The following is a 22,455-nucleotide window of genomic DNA, read 5'->3' as shown; positions in this document are numbered from 1 at the left end:
CTTTCGCACAAAAAACATTTGTTGGCTTAAAGCCCCTGGGGATGGCACGGAATCGAAAAGGAGTTCATAAAGGATGTATCATCGCATCCATGCGATAATGGCAAACTGACCTGTATCACGCAGGCCTAAGCACAAAGCCGAATCCGGACGCAATTAGGCCGAGGCAAAATTGATTTAGAAAAATACCGTGGACGAAAATTCACTGTGTGGAAAATTGTCGATGATATTAAAAAAGACTCCGAAGTGTCTTATGTTTGTCAAATTAAGCGTACCGATAAATTGAAATTTAATTACTTAACATTATGCTTATCTTGGGAGCGAGGTATTTTACCGGTGAGTGTATACAAACCATGTAATGCTTGCTGTTAATAATGCTGACGAAATCAAAGCTGTAAGAACACTATATGTTCGCCAAATAAGTATCGTTGACCAATCGAAAGCACAGCACAGTATACCCAGGGCAATCGTAGCGATCAGGAAAATAACTGTTACGATTATTCTCTTTTTTGTCATTGGCTGCCGCTCATTCGTTTTCATTCTGCGTAATCCTAAGAGAAATAGCAAACCGGCCAATAGGCAAAGAATAATTGTGATAGACGACAAAACGATATCCAAAAGCTGTGTGCCGCTTATTTCATATGACTGAGTTAGATTGCCATCTAATATATCTTTAACTTTTAGTACCATGCTTCTATTGATATTTGCGCCATTGGTCAGCAAGCAGATGGCTGTTCGTTCATTTAGCAGTATGACCATTTCAGTTCCGAAATTGGGATTGCCCCCTGGGTGCTCTATAATCGTTTGGTCGGCGTTTACCGACCAGCCTGCCGCATAATACATATCGTTGACAGCCGAAACAGACATATCACCCCTATGTGATTTTTCGATAACCGTGTGAAATATTTCGGGTATGTCCTGCACGATACCCATCTGTATGCCCATCCAACGCGCCATATCTTTTGTATTAGAAATGATGTAGGCTGCGGGTTTATTCCCAGCATAATCCGGAGCATTAAATGGAGTTGTCATAAAAAAGGTAGAACGGTAGCCCTGCGCCAACTGTCCAGTGGCTTGAGCATCTTCTTTATAAACATACGTCTGATGAAGACCTAACGGCTGAAATACCTGTTCCCTCATAAAGTCTTCATAGCTTTGTTGCGACACCATCTCAATAACCAAACCCAATATGTCATAATTAACGGTTCCATAGGTATACTGTTCACCGGGAGGAAACGCCAATTCAGCATCCACGAGCATTTCCACAGTCTTTTGCAACATATCCGGTGTATTGCCTTGTGGAATATTTTGAGTATGCCTAATATTTGTTAGACCACTGGTATGGTGAAGAAAGTTATTTAGTGTAAGGCTTTGCATATCAACAGGTTTCCCTTGATACTTTAACGTAAACCAAGGTAAATATTTTTGGACAGGGTCAGTCATTGAGAGCAGCCCTTGCTTTTCCAACAGCATAATACCCATACCGGTAAAAGCTTTACTAACCGAGGCTAACTCATAGAGTGTATTTTCACTTGCAGACAACTCCTTTTCACGGTCTGCATACCCTGAAGAAAAGTAGAGCACTTCATCATCAGCAAGTATTGAGATTGACATTCCCGGCACACCTGATATACGACTGGCATCATCTAGCAACGCTTGTATTGCCGCAGATTTCGAATCTGACAACGCATAACTTTGTGTTACGAATCCTGAGAATAATATAAATATCGTTAATACAAAAACAATAATCTTTTTCATAAATCCTCCATTTTGAAAAATTATAAGGGAATAATATAAAAACCTACTTTTGCAACTGCTAGACTAAATTTTCATTTATCTTTCTATTCACCTATATAATATCAAGTAATTGTGAAGAGTTACACTTAAATTAAACAACTTTAAAGAGCCTTGCTACGTAGAATGTAGTAAGGCTCTTAGCTTTTATTAATCAAAATTCATAACTTTATTATCATTATACATTCATGGCATTTTTCATGTTTATTAATGAGCAAAGTAATCATATGCATTTTTTGTTAATAATGTTATGGTCACAATGATGAATAAAACCCGTACAAAACCGCTACCTTTTTTAATGGCTACACGTGAACCCACCATTGCACCAGCAATTTGAGCGATACCCATTATGAATCCATAGGCAAAATGAACATGTCCTAAGTAGATGAACATTAAAAGACCCGCACAGTTACTTGCTAAATTTAAAAACTTTGCATTACCTGCTGCCTTTAAAAAGTCAAAGCCAACAAGTAAAAAACTAAAGATTAAGAATGATCCTGTACCTGGGCCGAGAAATCCATCATAGAAGCCAATACTAAATAGCAAAAACATAAATAAAACCAAGTGCAAAGGCGATAATGTTTTGACAGCGGATACAGAGCCCCAATCCTTTTTAAAAATTGTATAAACGGCTACTCCTGCAAGCATTATGAGCATGATTGGCTTGAGTAGAGAGGGATTGATTAAATGCACAGTCCATGCGCCAAACAATGACCCCACAAAGGCTAGTGGAAAGTATTTTAAAACAGAACGAATGTCTAGCTGTCCTGAACGATAAAAGGAAATTGTAGAGGTTAATGAACCCATGGTACCTGCTAGCTTATTGGTTGCAACCGCTGCTGCAGGATTTAAACCCGCAAACAACAGAGCAGGTAATGAGATTAAGCCTCCACCGCCAACCACTGAGTCTACAAAAGCAGCGAGAAACCCAAACGCGATCAATAAAATTACTACATTTACATCTACTTCAAAAAACATGTTGACACCTCATTACATAGTTACTACTGAAATAGTAACTAATTTTCGTTTCTCTGTAAAGATATTTTTTTCATTGGCTTCTATTCGTTAAATTATTCTATAATAAAGGAAATGGAGGGATTGGATGGATGAATTAATCGCCCAATTAAAAGAGCTAGGATTTACAGAATATGAAGCAAAGGCCTATACAGCACTTGTACAAAAGAGCCATATTAGTGCTTATCAGGTCAGCAAAAATTCTGGTATTCCTCGAGCAAGAATTTATGACATTCTGGATGTACTCGTTGAAAAAGGATTAGTGCTAAAAGAGGAAGCTGTTGATCAAACAACTTATTGTTCCATTCCTGTTGAGATGTTTCTGCAGCAAATACAGCAGCGTTGGCAATCGAATTTTACGTCTATTAGTGATCAATTAGAGAAATTAGAATCTAAGGAGCAGGAAGCGGAGCCTAAAGTGTTAATGCTAAAAGGCAGGCAGACCATTATTAATTATTGTCAGTCATTATTAAAAAAAGCTGAGAAAAAAGTACTTCTTTCTATGTGGGAAGAGATGTATGAAGCATTACGAGAGGATATTTATGAGGTGGCTGAACAGGTCGCTGTACATGGTATTACGCTATACGTGGATGAGCCTGTGTCATCCATTGATAGGCATCGAATGACCTATTATACAAAAAAATCTTCCACTCCCCATTGGTTTATCTTGTCTATCGATGGGCAAGAGATGATTTATGGACATTCTCCTTCAAATCTTGAAACCGCTTTTATTACAAATGATCCGGTTCACATCTATTTATTAGAAGATTATATTTGGCATGACGTCCTTATTAATCGTCTACTAAGACGAGATGATCATGAGCTTGAGGAATGGATTACGAAAGAACGAAAGGCATTTTTTGTAGAGTAAAAAATAAAGAATCTGCTTGCCTAATACTTAAGAGGCAAGCAGATTCTTTTTTAATAAAATACTTTATCAACATTATATTTAGAACGGAAAACATTAATGGCATATGTTTCGTAAATTTCACGTTCCATCGGATCTTCGATTTCATATACCTCAATTTTGAAAATTTCTTGACGATGATTTTTCATAGGCGATACATTGTCTTCAAAATGCTTTTTTATACGTTGACGAATTTTACGTGCTTTACCGACAAATAAAAGCTCATTTTTCTCATTGTAAAATAAGAAAATGCCACCTTTGTCTCGTGTGATTTTATGGAAGTCAATAAACCCGTGGTATGGTGTAATGGGTACATCTCCAGGTTTTATATCCTGCTCACGCTGGCGAATGACTATATCTGGTTTCGGAAATTCAATTTTAATCAAGCTAGTTCACGTTCCTCTCTGTTACTAAAGGTATATGTTAACATAATTACAGCATGTTTACCATAAAATTTCATATGTTGCTATGATAATTAGTGTTCATCAAAATTGAGCTGAACATGCATTGTAATGACGAAATATTCTATGTTTTATTGATATTCTTAATTGTTCATGTTACAATTCATTTTAATTAAATAATCTTATCAAGAGAAGCTGAGGGATTTGGCCCGATGACGCTTCAGCAACCTCTAACAAATGTTAGAAAGGTGCTAATTCCAGCAAAGGGTTTTTCCTTTGAGAGATAAGAGTGAACGTGGTAAAGTCCTTCTCATTCTATCTCGCATGGAATGAGGGGGATTTTTTAATTTCATAAAAGTGTCATTGTAATCATTACGATTAACACATTTATAAATAAAAGAGAGGGGAATGCAAGATGCCAATTAATATTCCAAAGAACTTACCAGCTGGAGAACATTTACGAGAGGAAAAAATCTTCGTGATGGAAGAGGATCGTGCGAAAACACAACAAATTCGTCCATTAAATATATTAATTTTAAACTTAATGCCTGAGAAAGAGAAGACAGAGCTGCAGTTACTGCGCTTACTCGGGAATACTCCACTGCAGGTCAATATTACATTTTTAAATACAGCAACACATGAATCAAAAAATGTTAGTAAATCACATTTACAGCTTTTTTACACAACTTTCCAACAAATTCGTCATCGCCGCTTTGACGGCATGATTATTACGGGAGCGCCTGTAGAGAAAATGGCTTTTGAAGAGGTGAATTACTGGCAGGAAATCTCACAAATTATGGATTGGTCTAAGAAAAACGTTACATCGATTCTACATATATGTTGGGGGGCACAGGCTGCTTTATATCATCATTATGGGATCGGGAAGGTTGAACTTCCAGCAAAATGCTCAGGGGTTTACTCGCATGTTATTACAGATTTAACAGTGGACTTAGTGCGTGGCTTTAGTGATTTATTTACAGCACCACATTCTCGTTATACATCTGTTTCAATCGATGAAGTACGCAATCACCCTGATTTACGTTTACTGTCCTATTCAGAGGAAGCTGGTGTATTTATTGTGCAGTCCAAGGATAATAAAAACATTATGATTACAGGTCATCTTGAATATGACGCGACAACCTTAGCAGATGAATACGGACGAGATGTTGCGAAAGGGTTAGACATTGCTGTCCCGGTGAACTATTTCCCGAATGACGACCCAGCAAATGAGCCCATTAATACATGGCGTGCCCACACCCATTTGTTATTCTCAAACTGGTTGAATTACTATGTTTATCAGGAAACACCATATGAATGGGATTTCGTTGATGAAATTGAATATCATATTTAATTAAATTTAAGGTTCAAAAGCCCAATGTCTCAACTGATTAGAGTGAGAGGTTGGGCTTTTGCTATTTCACTCTTTGTTCACAAATACTGCCATTTTTTCCTTTTACAATTTCTATAAAGTTGAATCTACATAATGCATGGTATATTATTTTATCAAATGATAGATTTAACTATCATTTTAAATTTACTGAAAGAAGGGATTCATGATGATTAGTGTAGAGGATGTTCCAAAACCAAAAACATTTGGTCCACTTGGCCATTTGCCTTTAATCGATAAAGAGCAGCCAACATTATCACTTTGTAAGCTTGCAGAAGAGTATGGGCCGATATATCGATTAGAAATTCCAGGTTATACTAGCTTAGTAATATCTGGTCATGAATTGGTAGCTGATGTTTGTGATGTTTCTCGTTTTGATAAACAGATATATAGTGAGTTGGAAAATGTTCGTGCTTTTGGCGGTGATGGTCTATTTACAAGCAGAACAACTGAACCGAATTGGCAAAAGGCTCATAACATCCTACTTCCCACGTTTAGTAAACATGCTATGAAAGATTATCATTCGATGATGATAGATATTAGCACACAGCTGATACAAAAATGGGAACGCTTAAATCCGATGGAAGAAATTGATGTCCCTGAGGATATGACACGATTGACGCTAGATACAATTGGACTTTGTGGCTTCAATTATCGCTTTAATAGCTTTTATAGAGAAACACATAGCCCTTTTATTATGAGCATGGTCCGTGCTTTAAATGAAGCTATGTTAAAAAGTTCTCGATTAAAGATACAAAATCTGATGATGGTTGGCACAAGGCGCCAATTTAACGAAGACATTGAAACAATGTTTACATTAGTAGATAAAATTATTGAGGAGCGAAAGGCAAGAGGTACACAAGAGCAGATAGATTTACTAGGCCGCATGTTAAATATAAAAGATCCAGACACAGGAGAAACACTGAGCGATGAAAATATTCGTTATCAAATCATCACATTTTTGATAGCCGGACATGAAACGACTAGCGGATTGCTGTCCTTTGCACTCTATTTTTTAATCAAGCATCCTGAAGTTTTAGAGAAGGCTTATGCTGAAGTTGATCAAATCTTGACTCAAGAAACACCGACATATGAACAGATTTTACAGCTAAAGTACATTCGCCTAATTTTAAATGAATCATTACGATTATGGCCGACAGCACCTGGCTTTGAGCTTTATGCAAAAGAGGATACTGTCATTGGCGACAAGTACCTGATTAAAAAAGGTGACAATATCAGTGTCCTTCTGCCACAGCTTCATCGTGATAAAAATGCGTGGGGTGAAAATGCGGAACAATTTTATCCAGAGCGCTTTGAAGATTCTCAGAATGTTCCTACACATGCCTTTAAACCGTTTGGCAATGGTCAGCGTGCCTGTATCGGCATGCAATTTGCCCTTCATGAAGCAACATTGGTATTAGGAATGATTTTACAGCGTTTTGAATTAATCGATTATGACAATTATCAATTAAAAATACAGCAAACTCTAACGATAAAGCCAGGTGATTTTAAAATTCGAGTAAAGCAGCGTAATCGAGTAATTGATCCGGAAAAGACAGTAGCACCTCAGCGACAAGAAAAAATGTATCCTCTACCAAAGACTAGTGTAGAGAATGCAAAAATGTCTTTGCTAATCCTCTATGGTTCTGATTTAGGGACTACTGAAAGAATTGCCAAACAGTTAGCAGATGAAGCTGTTCTGTATGGTATTCGAAGTGAAGTCGCTACGCTAGATGAGTATGCTGGAAAATTACCTAAAGAGGGCGCTGTACTAATTGTTTGCTCTTCTTATAATGGTCATCCCCCAAGAAACGCTCGAAAGTTTCTTGCATGGCTAGAGAATAGTAATGAGAATAGTCTAAAAGGAATAAATTATGCTGTGTTTGGCTGCGGAGATCGAAATTGGCATTATACGTATCAAAAGGTCCCTCAAACGATAGATGAACAGCTTGCCATTAAAGGGGCTACAAGAATTTTGCCACATGGGGAAGCGGACGTAAGTGCAGATTTTGAAAAGCAATTGGAGAACTGGCGAGAACAACTGTGGAGAACCATGAAAGTGACATATGATTTAACGTTAGATGACAATATGCTACTAGAACAAACAAAATTGTCCATTCAAGTTGTAAAAGGCTTAGCAACGGTACCACTTGCTTTAAAACACGGTGCCCGTTATGCATCGATTATAAAAAATGAAGAGCTTCAATCAGCCAATAGTGACCGAAGTACACGTCATATTGAAATTGCACTGCCAAAGGAATTAAGCTATCAGGAGGGAGATCACCTTGGCGTGATACCCAAAAATAGCAGCAAGCTCATCCATCGAGTTCTTCGTCGATTTAAATTGAATGCCAATGATCAGCTAATCATTTCGTCTAATGGAAATGGGTTGCATCTTCCTACAGATTATCCGGTTAGCTTATACGAGGTGCTTGCCACTAGTGTTGAATTGCAGGAGACTGCTAGTCGTATACAAATACGAGAGCTAGCGGTTTATACAGAGTGTCCGCCACATAAACGTGAATTAGAGCATTTATTACAAGAAGATATTTATAAGGAGCAGGTATTAAATAAACGGTTATCCATGCTAGAGCTTCTTGAAATGTACGAAGCCTGTGAATTACCATTTGAAAAATTTATAGCCTTACTACCTCCTTTAAAGCCTAGATATTACTCTATTTCTAGTTCACCAAAGGAAGATCCTGAACGCCTAAGCATTACAGTAGGTGTCGTAAGGGAACCAGCCTGGAGTGGTCGAGGGGACTATCATGGCGTAGCATCAAATTATTTGGCACAGTGTCAACCAGGGGAGTCACTAGTAATGTTTATACGCTCAGTTGATTCAGGATTCCAGCTGCCAGAGGATGCGACTACATCGATTATAATGGTTGGACCTGGAACTGGCGTAGCACCATTTAGAGGTTTTTTACAGGCTCGCGCTGCCATGAAAAAGCGAGGAATTCCCCTTGGGCAAGCACATCTATTCTTCGGCTGTAGAAATGAGGCTGATTTTATTTACCGTGAGGAGCTTGAGCAATTTGAAAAGGATGGAATTGTGACACTACACACGGCATTTTCCCGTAAAGAAGGAACTCCGAAAGCTTATGTGCAGCAAGTAATGGAGCCATATTCCTCAAATATCATCGAAATGTTAAATAATAATGGACAATTATATGTTTGTGGAGATGGTAATCATATGGCACCAGCTGTAGAAGCTATGCTACAGCAGACTTATCAATCTAAAAAAGGGGTAGGAGAGAAGGAGGCAATAGATTGGTTAGAGCAGCATCAGCATAACAGAAAGTATGTGAAGGATGTCTGGGTTCAGAATGGGTAGTGGTATTCATAGCAGTGCAAAATGTTTTATTTCCTTGTAAGAACAGCCTTCACGATGGGCAAGTAGGTTGAATTCCAGTGTCCTGTATTCTACAATTGTATCAATTGGTAGTATACACTATCTAGTATTCACCTTATTTTTGGAAAGAAGTGAAGCATGATGAAAAACGCAAAAGAGGCTAGGCTTCATGCTATATTAGATGCAGCTACAGAGCTCCTCGTCGAAAAGCCGACAGCATCCTTAACCGACATCGCTAACTATGCTGGTATTGGTATCGCTACATTACACCGCTATATTGAAAACAGGGAACAACTAATGTTGCAATTAGGTTTCAGAGCTGTTCAGGTTGTCAGCGAAACCATGAATGAAATACCAGTGGATGAGGAAAAGCTGGAATCCTATATCCCGAGACTTGTTGAGGCTTTAATTCCATTAGGAGATAAAATTTATTTTCTTGCACATGAATGCTCTGTGAATTACAGTTCCGAACTTTTGGCTGCTGAGGATCAGCTTAAGGAGCCGATTAGACAGACAATTATCCAATTACAAAAACAAGGTTATTTACGTCAGGATATGACTAGTGAATGGATGCTTAATGTCTTATACTCACTCCTATTTACGATGTGGCAGCAAGTACAGGAGGGGAATATCGCCAAAAACTCAGCTGCATTGTTAATTATGGAAACAGTGTTTAACGGGATTAAGGCGAAATAAATGATTAAAATGATGACCTGGCTAATTTTTAAGGTCATCATTTTTTAATGGTCATTTGTATCTTGATCAATTTTTACATCATTTTCATTTGGCTTATTACCTTTTTGGCTTTCTAGTTCAAGTTTATTCTCATCTTGTGCGTCATTTTTAGAATCGCTCTCTGTATGACTATCACCCTCTGAAGCATTATGGCTGTTATTCTCACTATCTTGCTGCGCCTGATTCTTGTTATTTGTTTGAATTTCATTGCTATTTTCACCTTGTGAATTCCCGTCTATTTTGCGGATTTTCGCAATGATCAGCAACGTTAACGGTAAAATAACGGTAAATATCGCAGAAAATATAGGCCAAATTTCATTATTGTAGACATTGGAATGAACAATATTAGGATGAATAATTTGAGAAAGACCAATCATTAATAAACCAAATGGTAAAATAAGTGGACGATGATCCTGTATCTTACATAACTGCGCTACACCAATGACTGATGCGTAAAAATACATAAAAGTTCGAATATAAATGGATACAATCCACATACCAGCCATAATAATTTCAATACGCTGTAAAAAGTTCCCGATTGAAATTCTTTGCGCCAGTGCATAGCTAGGGAAGGTGCGAGAGGCGGTATTTGAAGGACCAAGCACAAGTATACACAGGGTAATTATTATAATTAAGACAATACCACCAATAATTGCTCCAATGTAAAATCCCTTTTGTGCAGATTTTTGGACATCCACAGTAGATGGGAAAAGCATTAGCAGTACAACAAGTGGAAAAGAAAAAATACTCATAAAGCGAATAATACTAAACGAAATTGATTTTTTAGGTGTTTCCAAGATTGGCTGAACATTATCGAAACTAATTTGAGGTGTGATACAAACTGCAAATACGATAAAAATCAGGATAAAAAAAGGGAATAGAATCTCTGCAGAGCGAGCAAAAACTTCAATTCCGAGAAAAGCAGCATACACAATGATGATACTAAATAACAATGCAAATGCCATTGTAGGTGTTTCTGGCATTACCTCTGTTTTCATGAAAATGCCAATAAAATATAATAGTTCACCTGAGGAAAGAAAGGTAAGGAGTATAAAGCCAATCGCCGTAAATTTCCCAAAAATACGGCCAAGTATTTTTTCGTTTGCCTCAATGAATGTAAGGTTAGGTGTGCGTTTTCCTAAAGAAATATATAGCTTTACTAAAAGTAAGCTGATTGCGACTCCGATGCTTGCGGCAATCCATGCGTCCTGCTTTGCCTCACTTGCTATATTTGCAGGAATAATTAAAATGGCAGTTCCAATAGAAAAGAGAAGGGTGATGATCATAAATTGTCTTGAACTAATGATTTCTTTTTCCATTATGAGCAACCCCCTTCTTTTTTATTTTGTAAGTGAAACAATTAGATTCCTAATGGGTGAAAAAATAAACGTGATAAGGTTAAGCGGACTTGGAATCTTAAGCTTTAATGCGATGCCAATATTGATTGCAGTAGCAAATATTAAAATAACTGAAAAAATAATGATGGTTTTCGTTTCTTTCTTTTTCTTTAATTGTGGGATAAAAGCAAAGGCAATTATAGACGAAATAACAAGGATAAATAGTGTCATTACCATGACCTCACTCCTCCTTTTTGGATTTATGCAATAATGAGTTTTGCATGGTTCCTAATCCCTGTGTATTTACATGAACCTCAACCTTAATAGGAAGTTCAGGGAAAATTGTATCCCAGTCTTTTTTTATTTTTTTCCATTGTTTTGCATCTGAACGATGGAGTACTTCGCTGAAACCGAAAATATCTACTTGATAATTTTGCTGAACGTTTCTGATTGTATTTTCAACCTGTTGTTTAATAATTTCCTCCGTTTTTTTATTTATATATTTAATGGATTTATTGTTAGAAAGCTTCATATTACATTCAACTTCTCCAACATTTTGTTCCACGTCAATATGCACATTTATCTGAGGAGAGCCCTTTTTAAAATTACCTTTTATTTTGCTAGTTGATTTGGTAATTTCGGTTGACAGAGTACCTCCTTTTGTGCAAGCGATAATTTCAATGGTGCTCTCTATTTTGTCATTAATAAAGCTAAGACCTCTACTTTCATCTTCTGTTAAAAGTCCGATATATTTATCTTTTTTAAAGATAGCCAAGCCCGCATACTTTAACAGTACTGGAGTTTTCACTCTTTTGACATTTGTTTGGTCCATACCTAAATTTGTATCGCCATGTATTTCAATTGCTGATAGGATGGCACTTTTTTCACTGTTGTTTAAAGTATTGACTAAATCATCGATATTAATTGAAATGGTGGAGCCCCAAACTTTTTCGGACACTCTCAAAGAATTTAGCATTTTATTGGCGGGTACTTTTTCAATCGGTGTTAACACACTTAAAACGTCCTTAGCAGATGCCTCATGAGAGAGGATGACATCAAAATCATTTCGAAATTCATGGTCTCTAGAAATTAAATCCAGCGCTTCGTTTATTCCCTCTTTCGCTAATTCCTCACCGATAACAACTATCCGAAGATGAGAAAAATAGGGTTTCCTAGCTGCTAAAGTTGTCATTTTTCGAACAGCTTCAAAAATGGTTTCTCCTGTTGCGTGATAGGTAATGACAGGAGTTCGTCCAGTAGATGGCTGCCTAGTAGAAATTTCACTAGGATCTACCACTTGAATTGATAATTCATATTCATCATCAACCTTATCCACCCCTAATGCGACGACAATTGCTAATTCATTTAGTTCACGCTTACTCCAGCAACCACTTAGTAGTAAAGGGAGAATGAGGAGGAAACAAATTAAGCTGAATTTTGACATGTGCCATTCCTCATTTATACATTAGATTTATTTCTTTTTTTCGTATCCAAATACTTATGACCTCTAACATTATTTTTTTGACTGACTAAGCGTGGTCGAGTCAATAGCGCTCTTCGAGGAAATAATACTAACGCATCTTTTTGATCCTTTAAAATTAGTGGACCGAATGGACTTAAATACGGCACACCAAAAGAGCGAATGCTACATAAATGTAGGATAATGATCATAATTCCAAACATAACACCAAATAAACCTAGCATTGCTGCTACAATCATTAATGGAAAACGTAGAACCCGAATGGTATTAGATAAGCCATAGGCAGGGAACAGGAAACTACAAATCGCTGTTAAAGCTACGATAATTACCATTACAGCTGATACAATGCCTGCTTCAACGGCTGCCTGACCAATGACTAAGGTTCCCACAATGGATACAGCAGGTCCAATGGTTCTCGGCATTCGAAGACCTGCTTCTCGTAATACCTCAAAGGCAATTTCCATAATAAGTGCTTCAACCACTGCAGGGAAAGGAACGCCTTCTCGTTGGGAGGCAATACTAATAAGCATAGCGGTTGGAAGCATTTCCTGATGAAAGGTGGTAATGGCAACATAGAGTGATGGTGCCACCAACGCAAGGCTTATTCCTAAAAATCTTAATAACCGAATAAGTGAGCTGACGATCCAATTTTGATAGTAATCCTCAGCAGATTGTAAAAAGGAAGTAAATAAAGCGGGTACCACCAATACGAAGGGGGTACCATCCACTAGAATAGCAATTTTCCCATCTAACAATTCTCCAGCAATAACATCAGGTCGTTCAGAATTATAAATTGTTGGAAATATTGTGAGTTTAGAATCTTGAATAAAATCCTCAATATAGCCACTTTCTAGTATGCCATCAATGTTAATACGATCTATGCGTGCCAGTACCTCAGCCACTATTTTGTCATTGGCAATACCATTTATATACATAACAGCTATATCTGTTTGCGTTACCTCTCCAACCACACGAGATTTTATCCAAAGATTAGGACTTTTAATTTTTCGACGGATAAGGGCAGTGTTTGTGCGTAATGTTTCAGTAAAGGATTCTCTTGGACCTCTAATCACAGATTCTGTTGATGGCTCTGTAACCTCTCGATCTCTAGCACCTTTTGTACTTGTTACAATACCAAAAGTACATCCATTTAATAAGATAACCGTATTGCCATTTAAAATCGCGGTATACAATGCTGGGAAATGAGAAATATTATTTGCATCACCGGCTGTCAAACAAGATTCTCTTATATATTGATGAATTGTTTCTATATCTGTTTCTGAGCCATTTACTTCAACCAGATCGAGCATGAGCTTATCAATAACAGTATCCGAAATGGTTGTTTTATCAGATAAGCCATCCATATAAACAATTGCGATTGTGTGCTTTTCAGCTTTACCAATCGTAATTTCTCGTATAATTAGGTCATTACTATTTCCAAGTGTGTTTCGAATCAGTTTGACATTGCTCGAAAGTGAACTATATAGAAGTTCATTGTTGGAATTTGATTGGGAGGCATCTGTACTTTTTGAAACGGACATTTACTTTCCTCCTCCAAGTGTGCATTTACTACATATAGAATGGACAAATATCTGTATAGATAAACAAAGGTAGGAATTTATATTGTGGGAAAATAAAAAAACCGTGTTCCTCTCGTAATAAACGAAAGGAAACACGGCTTTATTTACGATAATCATATTTTAATTCATCGTTTGTAGCATCAATATCTACATGGAGATTGTGGTTATTAAAAAACCATACATCTTTTTCATCAATATAGTAGGTAACCCCGTCAATCTCTGTTTTGACACCAATCTCGATTGGTTCCTCACGAGTCATACCAAGAGAAAAGCCTTCATGAAATGGACTGGAACCTCCGTATCTTGCATAAAAACGAATGGTATCGCCTGTTTCTACTTCCATTTCTCGTTTAAACCAATTTAGGGCTTCATCTGTTAGTGCAATATTCATTAGAATGCTCCTCTCTTTGCTACAGCCATTTCACCTTTGGCTCGGTCCCATTTTTAATGCGGCCAATATTTGCGCGGTGACGATAAATAATAAAGGTGAACAAACATGCGACTAAAATAGTTAACGCAAAATCACCTGTAACAAAATAATAAATGATTGAATAAATTAGTGCTACTAAAGCGGCAATCATGGAAGTTAAGCTTACAATCTTTGTGACTTTTAACGTTACAATAAACGTAATAAAAAGTAAGACAAATAATGGCCATGTATATCCTAAGAGAACGCCAGCAGATGTCGCTACGGCCTTCCCTCCGCGGAAGCTTGCAAAAATAGGGAACATATGACCAATAACCGCTATAAGTCCAAGAATTAACGAGTGTATGGAGACTTCGGAAAATATCGGTAGTGCTACTAACAATACAGCCGCTGTCCCTTTTAAGACATCCATAATGGTTACGATAATTCCTGCTGTTTTTCCTAAGATACGGAAGGTATTCGTGGCACCCAGATTACCACTACCATGTTCACGAATGTCAGTTTTATAAAATATTTTGCCTATCCATAATCCAGAAGGTATAGAGCCAATTAGATAAGCACATAAAATAATAAGTCCATTTACCATAGTTGGACTCCTTTCATTGTAATTCATCACTTGGTACTAATAGTTTGTAACAAGTATTTTACACTTTTTCTTGATAATCTACAACGGCATGAAGGAGATTTCATGACGTTCCTTGAATTCAATACAAAAGAAAACTATTTTTTCAAGGGTTTCGATATGTATAATGATTAGGTTAGGCTATTTGACACGAGTATCCTTGCATTAAGACAAGCCTTTTCTAAAAATATAGGTAAAATGGCAATTTTGTCAATCATCCTTTCCTTTGGTAGAATAGAAGTCTATCTTAAATTTCATGGAAATGCTAGTATAAATCATCAGTCTGACAGAAGATACCCACTTAGTTGTTCATACATATCCACTCTTATTCAAGTGGCTATCAAATGCTTCTGCATGAAAAATTGAAAACCTTCACGAGCTATCTTTGTTTTAGCCGAAAGTTTATAATCGGTTATTAGTCATTCGATGTCTTATCTTGAAGCGGCAATGTTTTTGTACCGAAAGCTTAGCCTCAGGTACAGACAACTTTTATCCTTAAGCGGCGTATTTAGCGGATGACTTTGAAGAGGAGCTCGACTATGGAGAAATGTAGATGTCATTACGCTGTGGCATAATCGATTTATGCAACAAAAACTTAGGTCCTTGCGTCAAGGGAATATAATAGCTTATGACAATGCGGATCATTACTTTTAAAAACGAAGAAGCTGTGAGGAATAAAAAATTTTATTGGGCCTGTCGCTAGCTATTGACAGGAAATGCTATTATTATTAGGAAGAGAAGATAAATAGAACATGCGTTTGTTTTTTGGAGGGGAATTTTTTGACGAATAAACAGTCACCAAGCGTCTATAATGATGACGCTATACAAGTATTAGAAGGATTAGAAGCGGTACGAAAGAGACCCGGCATGTATATCGGTTCTACAGATGGCCGTGGTCTTCATCACCTTGTGTATGAAATCGTGGATAATGCGGTGGATGAAGCATTGGCTGGCTTTGGTTCTCATATTATTGTCAAGATTCATAAAGATCAAAGTATTAGCGTGCGAGACTTCGGTCGTGGAATGCCTACGGGTATGCATAAGATGGGAAAGCCAACACCTGAAATTATTTTTACGGTTTTACATGCTGGTGGCAAATTTGGACAAGGCGGCTATAAAACAAGTGGCGGTTTACATGGCGTAGGTTCTTCTGTCGTTAATGCGTTATCAACATTTTTAGAGGTGACTATACACCGCGACGGTAAGAAATATTGCCAACGTTTTGAAAATGGTGGTCATCCAGTTACGACACTTGAAGAAATCGGCAGTACGAAACAGACAGGCACTCTAGTCCATTTTCTACCAGATGACAAGATTTTCTCTGTTACAAAGTTTAATTATGATACACTTGCAGAACGTTTACGTGAGTCAGCATTTTTATTGAAGGGCTTAAAAATTGAGTTAATTGATGAACGCGAGGAAGGCAAAGGTGATGTGTTCTTTTATGAGAACGGCATTGAAGCTTTCGTTGCGTATTTGAATGAGGAGAAAGACGTTCTTCATCCTGTCAAATATGTGGAAGGGATTCAGGATGATATTGAAGTAGAATTTGCATTCCAATATAATGATGGCTATTCAGAAACAATTCTGTCCTTTGTTAACAATGTTCGTACACGTGATGGCGGAACACATGAAACAGGCGCAAAAGCAGCATTAACACGCGTATTTAATGAATACGCAAGAAAGATAGGTCTGTTAAAAGAGAAAGATAAAAACCTTGAAGGGACAGATATTCGCGAGGGTCTAGCAGCAATTGTGTCTGTACGTATTCCTGAGCATTTACTACAATTTGAGGGTCAAACAAAAGGCAAGCTAGGGACGAGTGAGGCTCGTTCTGCCGTAGATAGTGTGGTCTCTGAGCAAATTTTATATGTGCTTGAGGAAAATGCCGAGCTATCTGCATCCCTTGTTCGTAAAGCTATTCGTGCACAGCAAGTTCGTGAAGCGGCTCGTAAAGCACGTGAAGATGCACGAAATGGCAAAAAGAACAAAAAGGCCAGTACCATTCTTTCAGGAAAATTAACGCCCGCACAATCTCGCAATGCTGCGAAAAACGAGCTCTATTTAGTCGAAGGAGATTCTGCTGGAGGCTCAGCAAAGCAAGGGCGTGATCGTACATTCCAAGCCATATTACCTTTGCGCGGTAAAGTCATTAATACGGAAAAAGCCAAGCTACAGGACATCATGAAAAATGAGGAAATTTCAACGATTATTCATGCTATTGGTGCAGGTGTTGGTACAGATTTCTCTGTTGAGGATTCAGCCTATGATAAAGTCGTTATTATGACCGATGCTGATACAGATGGTGCACATATTCAAGTGTTGCTATTAACGTTTTTCTACCGTTACATGCGTCCATTAATTGAAGCAGGTAAGGTCTTTATTGCCTTACCACCTTTGTATAAAATTTCAAAGGGCACTGGTAAAAAAGAAGTGATTGAATATGCTTGGACTGAAAATGATTTACAGAAGGCCATCAAAAAAGTTGGAAAGGGTTACATACTACAGCGCTATAAAGGTCTTGGTGAGATGAATGCAGACCAGCTGTGGGATACGACGATGAACCCAGAAACACGCACATTAATTCGTGTAACGATTGAGGATGGTGCACGTGCTGAAAGACGTGTTACAACATTAATGGGCGATAAAGTTGAACCACGTCGTAAATGGATCGAAGCCAATGTAAACTTCGGTATGGAGGATGATTCAAATATTTTAGACAATGAATTCATCCAACAAGAGGAGGACCAAGCATGAGTAGTACGGAAAAGTTTCAAGATTTACCTTTAGAAGAAGTGATGGGTGACCGTTTTGGTCGCTATAGTAAATACATTATTCAAGACCGCGCGTTGCCTGATGCACGTGACGGTCTTAAGCCTGTGCAGCGTCGTATATTATATGCAATGTTTTCCGAGGGGAATACACATGATAAACCATTTCGAAAATCCGCTAAAACAGTTGGGAATGTAATTGGTAACTATCATCCTCATGGTGATAGCTCAGTTTATGAGGCTATGGTGCGCATGAGTCAAGATTGGAAAGCGCGTCATATGCTGATTGAAATGCATGGGAATAACGGGTCAGTAGATGGTGATCCGCCAGCAGCGATGCGTTATACGGAAGCAAGACTTTCAGCTATTGCTGCAGAAATGCTACGTGATATCGGCAAGAAAACCGTAGAATTTGTGCCAAACTTTGATGATCAGGATATGGAGCCAACCGTTTTACCAGCCCGCTTCCCGAATTTACTAGTGAATGGCTCAACAGGTATTTCAGCCGGCTATGCAACTGATATTCCTCCTCATGCTCTTGATGAGGTGCTTGACGGGGTTCTAATGCGCTTAGAAAAGCCTCACTCAACGGTCGATGAGTTGATGACCGTTATTAAAGGTCCAGATTTCCCAACTGGTGGCATTATTCAAGGTGTTGATGGCATCAAAAAAGCTTATGAAACGGGCCGCGGTAAAATCATTGTCCGTGCACAAGCCGCTGTGGAGCCAATTAAGGGTGGCAAAGAGCAGATTGTCATTACGGAATTGCCATATGATGTTAATAAAGCGAACCTTGTTAAAAAAATAGATGAGCAACGTGTTGATAAGCGTCTAGAAGGTATCGCGGAAATTCGTGATGAATCAGATCGTACAGGTTTACGTGTGGTCATTGAACTGAAAAAAGATGTACCAGGACAAGGTATTTTAAATTATTTATTTAAAACAACAGATTTACAAGTAGCTTATAATTTTAATATGATTGCCATTCATAATCGTCGTCCAACGATGATGACACTGCCATTATTACTTGATGCGTATATTGCACATCAAAAAGAAGTCGTTACCAACCGTTCAATCTATGATTTACAAAAGGCTAAGGATCGTTCGCATATCGTTGACGGCTTAATTAAGGCATTGTCTATTTTAGATGAAGTAATTGCTACGATTCGTTCTTCAAATGATAAAAAAGATGCGAAATTAAACTTACAAACTAAGTTTGACTTTACAGAGGTACAATCTGAGGCGATCGTTAGCTTGCAATTATACCGTTTAACGAACACGGACATTACAGAGCTTCGCCAAGAACAGGATGAATTAAATAAATTAATTGCCAAGCTAGAAGGCATTCTTAATAGTGAGGCAAAGCTTATTCGTGTCATAAAACAGGAGTTGCTTGATATTAAAAAACGCTTTACAGAGCCACGCCGTTCGAAAATTGAACAAGAAATTGAAGAAATCAAAATTACATTAGATGTCCTTGTACCAAGTGAAGAGGTTGTCGTGACTGTGACTAAGGATGGTTATATTAAACGTACTTCCACACGTTCCCATGCAGCCTCAAATGGTCAGGATATTGCGATGAAGGATTCAGATTATTTATTATATGAAGAAACCTTAAATACACAGCATCATCTGCTACTGTTCACCAATCGAGGCAATTATATTTATCAGCCTGTTCATGAGCTACCAGACATTCGCTGGAAGGATCTCGGTCAGCATATTTCAAGTATTGTGCCGACTGGAGAGGATGAATCCATTATTGCGGTCTATGGTTTCGAGACATTTGAGCAAGCGAATACTTATATTTTAACGGCTACGAAAGATGGACAAATTAAACGCTCGCCTTTAGCAGATTATGCAGTTACCCGTTATTCAAAGCCGATAAAGACAATGAATGTTAAAGCTGGCGATGAAATGATTTTTGCAGATTTCGTAACGGATGACACTGAATTACTATTAACAACCGATACAGCCTATGCGATTCGTTTCCCAATGGAGGAATTACCAGTAACAGGTGTCAAAACTGGTGGTGTTAAAGGAATTACCTTAAAAGATGGGGAAGCATTAGTGGGTGTTAATGTTTTACAGCCAAACGACACAGAATATGTTGTGATTGTAACGCAGCGAGGTGCTGTGAAGAAAATGAATGTAGCTGAAGTTGAGATGGCAAGTCGCGCAAAACGGGGCTTAAAGGTGTTAACAGAATTAAAAGCAAACCCTCATCGTATTGTTGCAGTAGTCAAAGCTACAGATGAGGAGCATGTTATCATAGAAACTGAAAAAGGTGTGCAAGAGGTTATTGATGTACAAGCATTAACGCGAGCAGATCGTCATTCAAATGGCTCATTCAAGGTAGATATTGCAACTGATGGACAGATTTCACATGTATTAACAGTAAAAAAAGAACAAAATCCAAGCTAGATTGACGAAGCCTTTTTAAAAGATAAAAGTCGATTTGCCACAAAACTGTGATGCAAATCGACTTTTTTTAGTTTTAAAGTGCCCTTCTTTAATTGTTATTCAGCACCGGCTAAATAATGCATTAATATAAAATTAATGAAAAGGTGAAACCAACAAGCATTGTGCTTTGTCTAACTTATACAAATTGAAGAAGGGAGGGAATTGCTTGGAGAAACAACAAAGAGATATACATTTACGGGAGGTTATGGATTTATACGGTCATTACTTACTTCGACTAGCTTATACATATGTAAAAAATAAAGAAAGGGCAGAGGATATTGTACAGGAAGTATTCATCCGCTATTACATTCATATGGAGCAATTTGAAGGGCGTTCTAGTGTCAAAACTTACTTATACCGTATGGTCGTCAACGAGTGTCATAATTACTTTAAAAGCTGGGCATATCGGAAAACAGAGTTAACTAGTCTTTTTAAAAAGCAGGAAGCCTCTATTTCAGTGGAATCTCAAATTTTAAAGCAGGAGGAAATGGATGTAATTGCTCACAGCATTACTACATTAGAAACGAAATATCGAGAGGTCCTTTGGCTTTATTACTATGATGAACTATCTATCACCGATATCGCATCCATCTTACAATGTTCAGTTAATACAGTGAAAACAAGGCTAGCAAGGGGGAGAAAACGAGTAGGCATCCAATTAGAAAAGGAGGGATTTTATAATGGAAATGAATTTTCGTAATCGATTAAAGGCTACAATACCAGATCAAATAGCATTAACTCCCCAAAAAAAAGATGAGATTTTAGAGGCTGCTCATGTAAGATTAGAGCAACAGCAAACCCCTGTAAAAAAACATATGTGGAAGCCCGTAGCGGTAGGAATTTCAGCTTTAGCTCTTACGGCCTTATTAAGTTATCCTTTTATAGATGAAATAAAAGAACAATTGGCAATATCGCAAATAACTGAGCAATCCTATGAAGAAATTAGTATCCCTGGTCGATCTGCTAATACATTATCTACAGCTATCTTTGATGATGCAACGAACTCCTTTTATTATTACGAAGGCAATACCATTTATTCCTATGCACTTGATACACATATTGAAAAAGCGGAAGAAACAAGTGAATTCCCTATTTCAAAAATGTTAGTAAATGAAAATTGGCTTGTTTGGATGGCTGATGATAGGAATTCTGTGTTTGTAAAAAATAGAGAAACATTAGAGATCAAAGGCTTTTCTACAAATAATTATATGGATTTCGAAGATGATACGCTACTAACAGAAATATCTGATACAAGGACAGGTGATACCATTTATAGCTTAACAAATCTGCGTACAAACGAGGTAAAACAATATGTAGAACTAAATAAACAATCTTTTGATGGAGTTGCAGTAAGTCCTCCAATTTATCAGGACAATAAGTTGCTCCTTCCAAAAGCCTTTAAAAAAGATGGTGTAGAAACGGTCCGCTTTACGCTCTATGATGTTGGAACGGAAAAAGAAAAACAATATGATTTCCCTTTTAATGGCATACATGACGTGGCACTTACTGATCATAAAATCTACGCTTCCTTTAGAACTGGAGAAAGCTTAGAGACAGGATATGTTGATTTAGTAGATGGCTCCTATCATAAACTTGATGGTAAAAAAGCCCTTACTTTAACAGCCTATCAAAATAATCTTGCTCTTTACGAATGGATACCGAAGGAGGAAAAATATCGCTTTAAATCCTATCAAGTCAAAGAAGATGGTTCATTAACACCGCTTTACGACTTTAAAGATATTTCATTAGTCCTCTTTGAGCCACGATATACTAAGGAAGGAACACTACAGGTATTTGGGATAAATGAAAAGTATCTCACGGAGGATGGAATTCATGAAGCGAAAGATGCTGCAATTAAAATATTTTTACAGCGTTAATATTAAATAGAGCCTTGTCATTTACAGTGAGATATGGGTATAATAATCAACGAAAAGTTCATATGGAAAGAATGTAGGGGGGCTGGTAGTTGCCAGCTGAGATTGTGTCCGTTAGACGCTGACCCTTTGAACCTGATTTGGCTCGTACCAGCGTAGGGAACATCTATTCAAAAAAAAGTAAATTTTTGATATTGATTGACAACGTCTGGGAGAAATCCTGGGCGTTTTTTTGTTAAATGTACATATCTTGGGTGCAGATAATCCATAAATACGCTTTCTTCTGGTTAGAGCATTCCTTCATGAACACTTTC

Annotated in this window: 17 protein-coding genes and 2 riboswitches; of the genes, 8 read left to right on the top strand and 9 right to left on the bottom strand. The window is 37.6% G+C overall.

Annotation, left to right across the window (positions count from 1 at the left end; all coding sequences use genetic code 11):
• Window positions 1–327: 327 nt before the first annotated feature.
• Complete coding sequence (locus B2R82_RS12360; RefSeq protein WP_286925148.1) at window positions 328–1,755, bottom strand: serine hydrolase domain-containing protein; 1,428 nt, start codon at window positions 1,753–1,755, stop codon at window positions 328–330.
• 243 nt (window positions 1,756–1,998) lie between these two features.
• Window positions 1,999–2,769 (bottom strand): TSUP family transporter, encoded by a 771-nt coding sequence (locus tag B2R82_RS12355; protein ID WP_286925147.1) that lies wholly within the window; start codon window positions 2,767–2,769, stop codon window positions 1,999–2,001.
• 124 nt (window positions 2,770–2,893) lie between these two features.
• Between B2R82_RS12355 and B2R82_RS12350 the strand changes: the two genes are divergently transcribed.
• The gene (locus tag B2R82_RS12350) at window positions 2,894–3,676 is read left to right on the top strand and encodes a TrmB family transcriptional regulator (protein WP_286925146.1); all 783 of its coding nucleotides are present in this window, start codon (window positions 2,894–2,896) and stop codon (window positions 3,674–3,676) included.
• Window positions 3,677–3,726: 50 nt separating this feature from the next.
• Here B2R82_RS12350 and B2R82_RS12345 read toward each other — a convergent pair whose 3' ends face one another.
• Entirely contained in the window at window positions 3,727–4,098 is a 372-nt protein-coding gene (locus tag B2R82_RS12345; RefSeq protein ID WP_286925145.1) for a nucleotide excision repair endonuclease, read from the bottom strand.
• 194 nt (window positions 4,099–4,292) lie between these two features.
• Window positions 4,293–4,403: riboswitch (SAM riboswitch) on the top strand.
• Between the two features lie 125 nt (window positions 4,404–4,528).
• On the opposite strand from B2R82_RS12345, the gene metA reads away from it, so the two are divergent.
• From metA to B2R82_RS12330, 3 genes are all read left to right on the top strand, one after another.
• Window positions 4,529–5,464: a homoserine O-acetyltransferase MetA gene (gene metA, locus B2R82_RS12340; protein ID WP_286925144.1), complete on the top strand. Its 936-nt coding sequence runs from the start codon at window positions 4,529–4,531 to the stop codon at window positions 5,462–5,464.
• A gap of 205 nt (window positions 5,465–5,669) precedes the next feature.
• Window positions 5,670–8,837, top strand: a complete 3,168-nt coding sequence (locus tag B2R82_RS12335) for a bifunctional cytochrome P450/NADPH--P450 reductase (RefSeq protein WP_286925143.1) — start codon at window positions 5,670–5,672, stop codon at window positions 8,835–8,837.
• Between the two features lie 159 nt (window positions 8,838–8,996).
• On the top strand, window positions 8,997–9,551 hold the full coding sequence (locus tag B2R82_RS12330) for a TetR/AcrR family transcriptional regulator (protein WP_054770758.1): 555 nt from the start codon (window positions 8,997–8,999) through the stop codon (window positions 9,549–9,551).
• Window positions 9,552–9,595: 44 nt separating this feature from the next.
• On the opposite strand, the gene B2R82_RS12325 is transcribed toward B2R82_RS12330, so the two are convergent.
• From B2R82_RS12325 to plsY, 6 genes are all read right to left on the bottom strand, one after another.
• Window positions 9,596–10,909: a GerAB/ArcD/ProY family transporter gene (locus tag B2R82_RS12325; protein ID WP_286925142.1), complete on the bottom strand. Its 1,314-nt coding sequence runs from the start codon at window positions 10,907–10,909 to the stop codon at window positions 9,596–9,598.
• Window positions 10,910–10,930: 21 nt separating this feature from the next.
• Entirely contained in the window at window positions 10,931–11,164 is a 234-nt protein-coding gene (locus tag B2R82_RS12320) for a hypothetical protein (protein WP_286925141.1), read from the bottom strand.
• 4 nt (window positions 11,165–11,168) lie between these two features.
• Entirely contained in the window at window positions 11,169–12,371 is a 1,203-nt protein-coding gene (locus B2R82_RS12315; RefSeq protein ID WP_286925140.1) for a Ger(x)C family spore germination protein, read from the bottom strand.
• Window positions 12,372–12,385: 14 nt separating this feature from the next.
• Complete coding sequence (locus B2R82_RS12310; RefSeq protein ID WP_286925139.1) at window positions 12,386–13,948, bottom strand: spore germination protein; 1,563 nt, start codon at window positions 13,946–13,948, stop codon at window positions 12,386–12,388.
• Between the two features lie 139 nt (window positions 13,949–14,087).
• Window positions 14,088–14,378 (bottom strand): HesB/YadR/YfhF family protein, encoded by a 291-nt coding sequence (locus B2R82_RS12305; RefSeq protein ID WP_286925138.1) that lies wholly within the window; start codon window positions 14,376–14,378, stop codon window positions 14,088–14,090.
• A 19-nt stretch (window positions 14,379–14,397) separates the two neighbouring features.
• A complete protein-coding gene (gene plsY, locus B2R82_RS12300) occupies window positions 14,398–15,000 on the bottom strand; it encodes a glycerol-3-phosphate 1-O-acyltransferase PlsY (RefSeq protein ID WP_286925137.1) in 603 nt (200 codons plus the stop codon).
• 816 nt (window positions 15,001–15,816) lie between these two features.
• Between plsY and parE the strand changes: the two genes are divergently transcribed.
• The 4 genes from parE to B2R82_RS12280 all read left to right on the top strand — a co-directional run bounded on the left by parE (window position 15,817) and on the right by B2R82_RS12280 (window position 22,144).
• Window positions 15,817–17,793 (top strand): DNA topoisomerase IV subunit B, encoded by a 1,977-nt coding sequence (gene parE / locus B2R82_RS12295; protein ID WP_286925136.1) that lies wholly within the window; start codon window positions 15,817–15,819, stop codon window positions 17,791–17,793.
• Complete coding sequence (gene parC, locus B2R82_RS12290) at window positions 17,790–20,228, top strand: DNA topoisomerase IV subunit A (RefSeq protein WP_286925135.1); 2,439 nt, start codon at window positions 17,790–17,792, stop codon at window positions 20,226–20,228. Before parE ends, parC begins: the two co-directional genes overlap by 4 nt.
• Before the next feature lie 205 nt (window positions 20,229–20,433).
• A complete protein-coding gene (locus tag B2R82_RS12285; RefSeq protein ID WP_286925134.1) occupies window positions 20,434–20,967 on the top strand; it encodes a sigma-70 family RNA polymerase sigma factor in 534 nt (177 codons plus the stop codon).
• Complete coding sequence (locus B2R82_RS12280) at window positions 20,948–22,144, top strand: hypothetical protein (RefSeq protein WP_286925133.1); 1,197 nt, start codon at window positions 20,948–20,950, stop codon at window positions 22,142–22,144. Before B2R82_RS12285 ends, B2R82_RS12280 begins: the two co-directional genes overlap by 20 nt.
• A 65-nt stretch (window positions 22,145–22,209) precedes the next feature.
• Window positions 22,210–22,320: riboswitch (TPP riboswitch) on the top strand.
• Window positions 22,321–22,455 lie beyond the last annotated feature (135 nt).

It is taken from the genome of Lysinibacillus sp. UBA6686, from assembly GCF_002455205.1.
In the GTDB taxonomy this organism is placed as follows: domain Bacteria; phylum Bacillota; class Bacilli; order Bacillales_A; family Planococcaceae; genus Lysinibacillus; species Lysinibacillus pakistanensis.
Note: the sequence above shows the minus strand (reverse complement) of the source record. Positions and strands in the feature narration are given on the sequence as shown.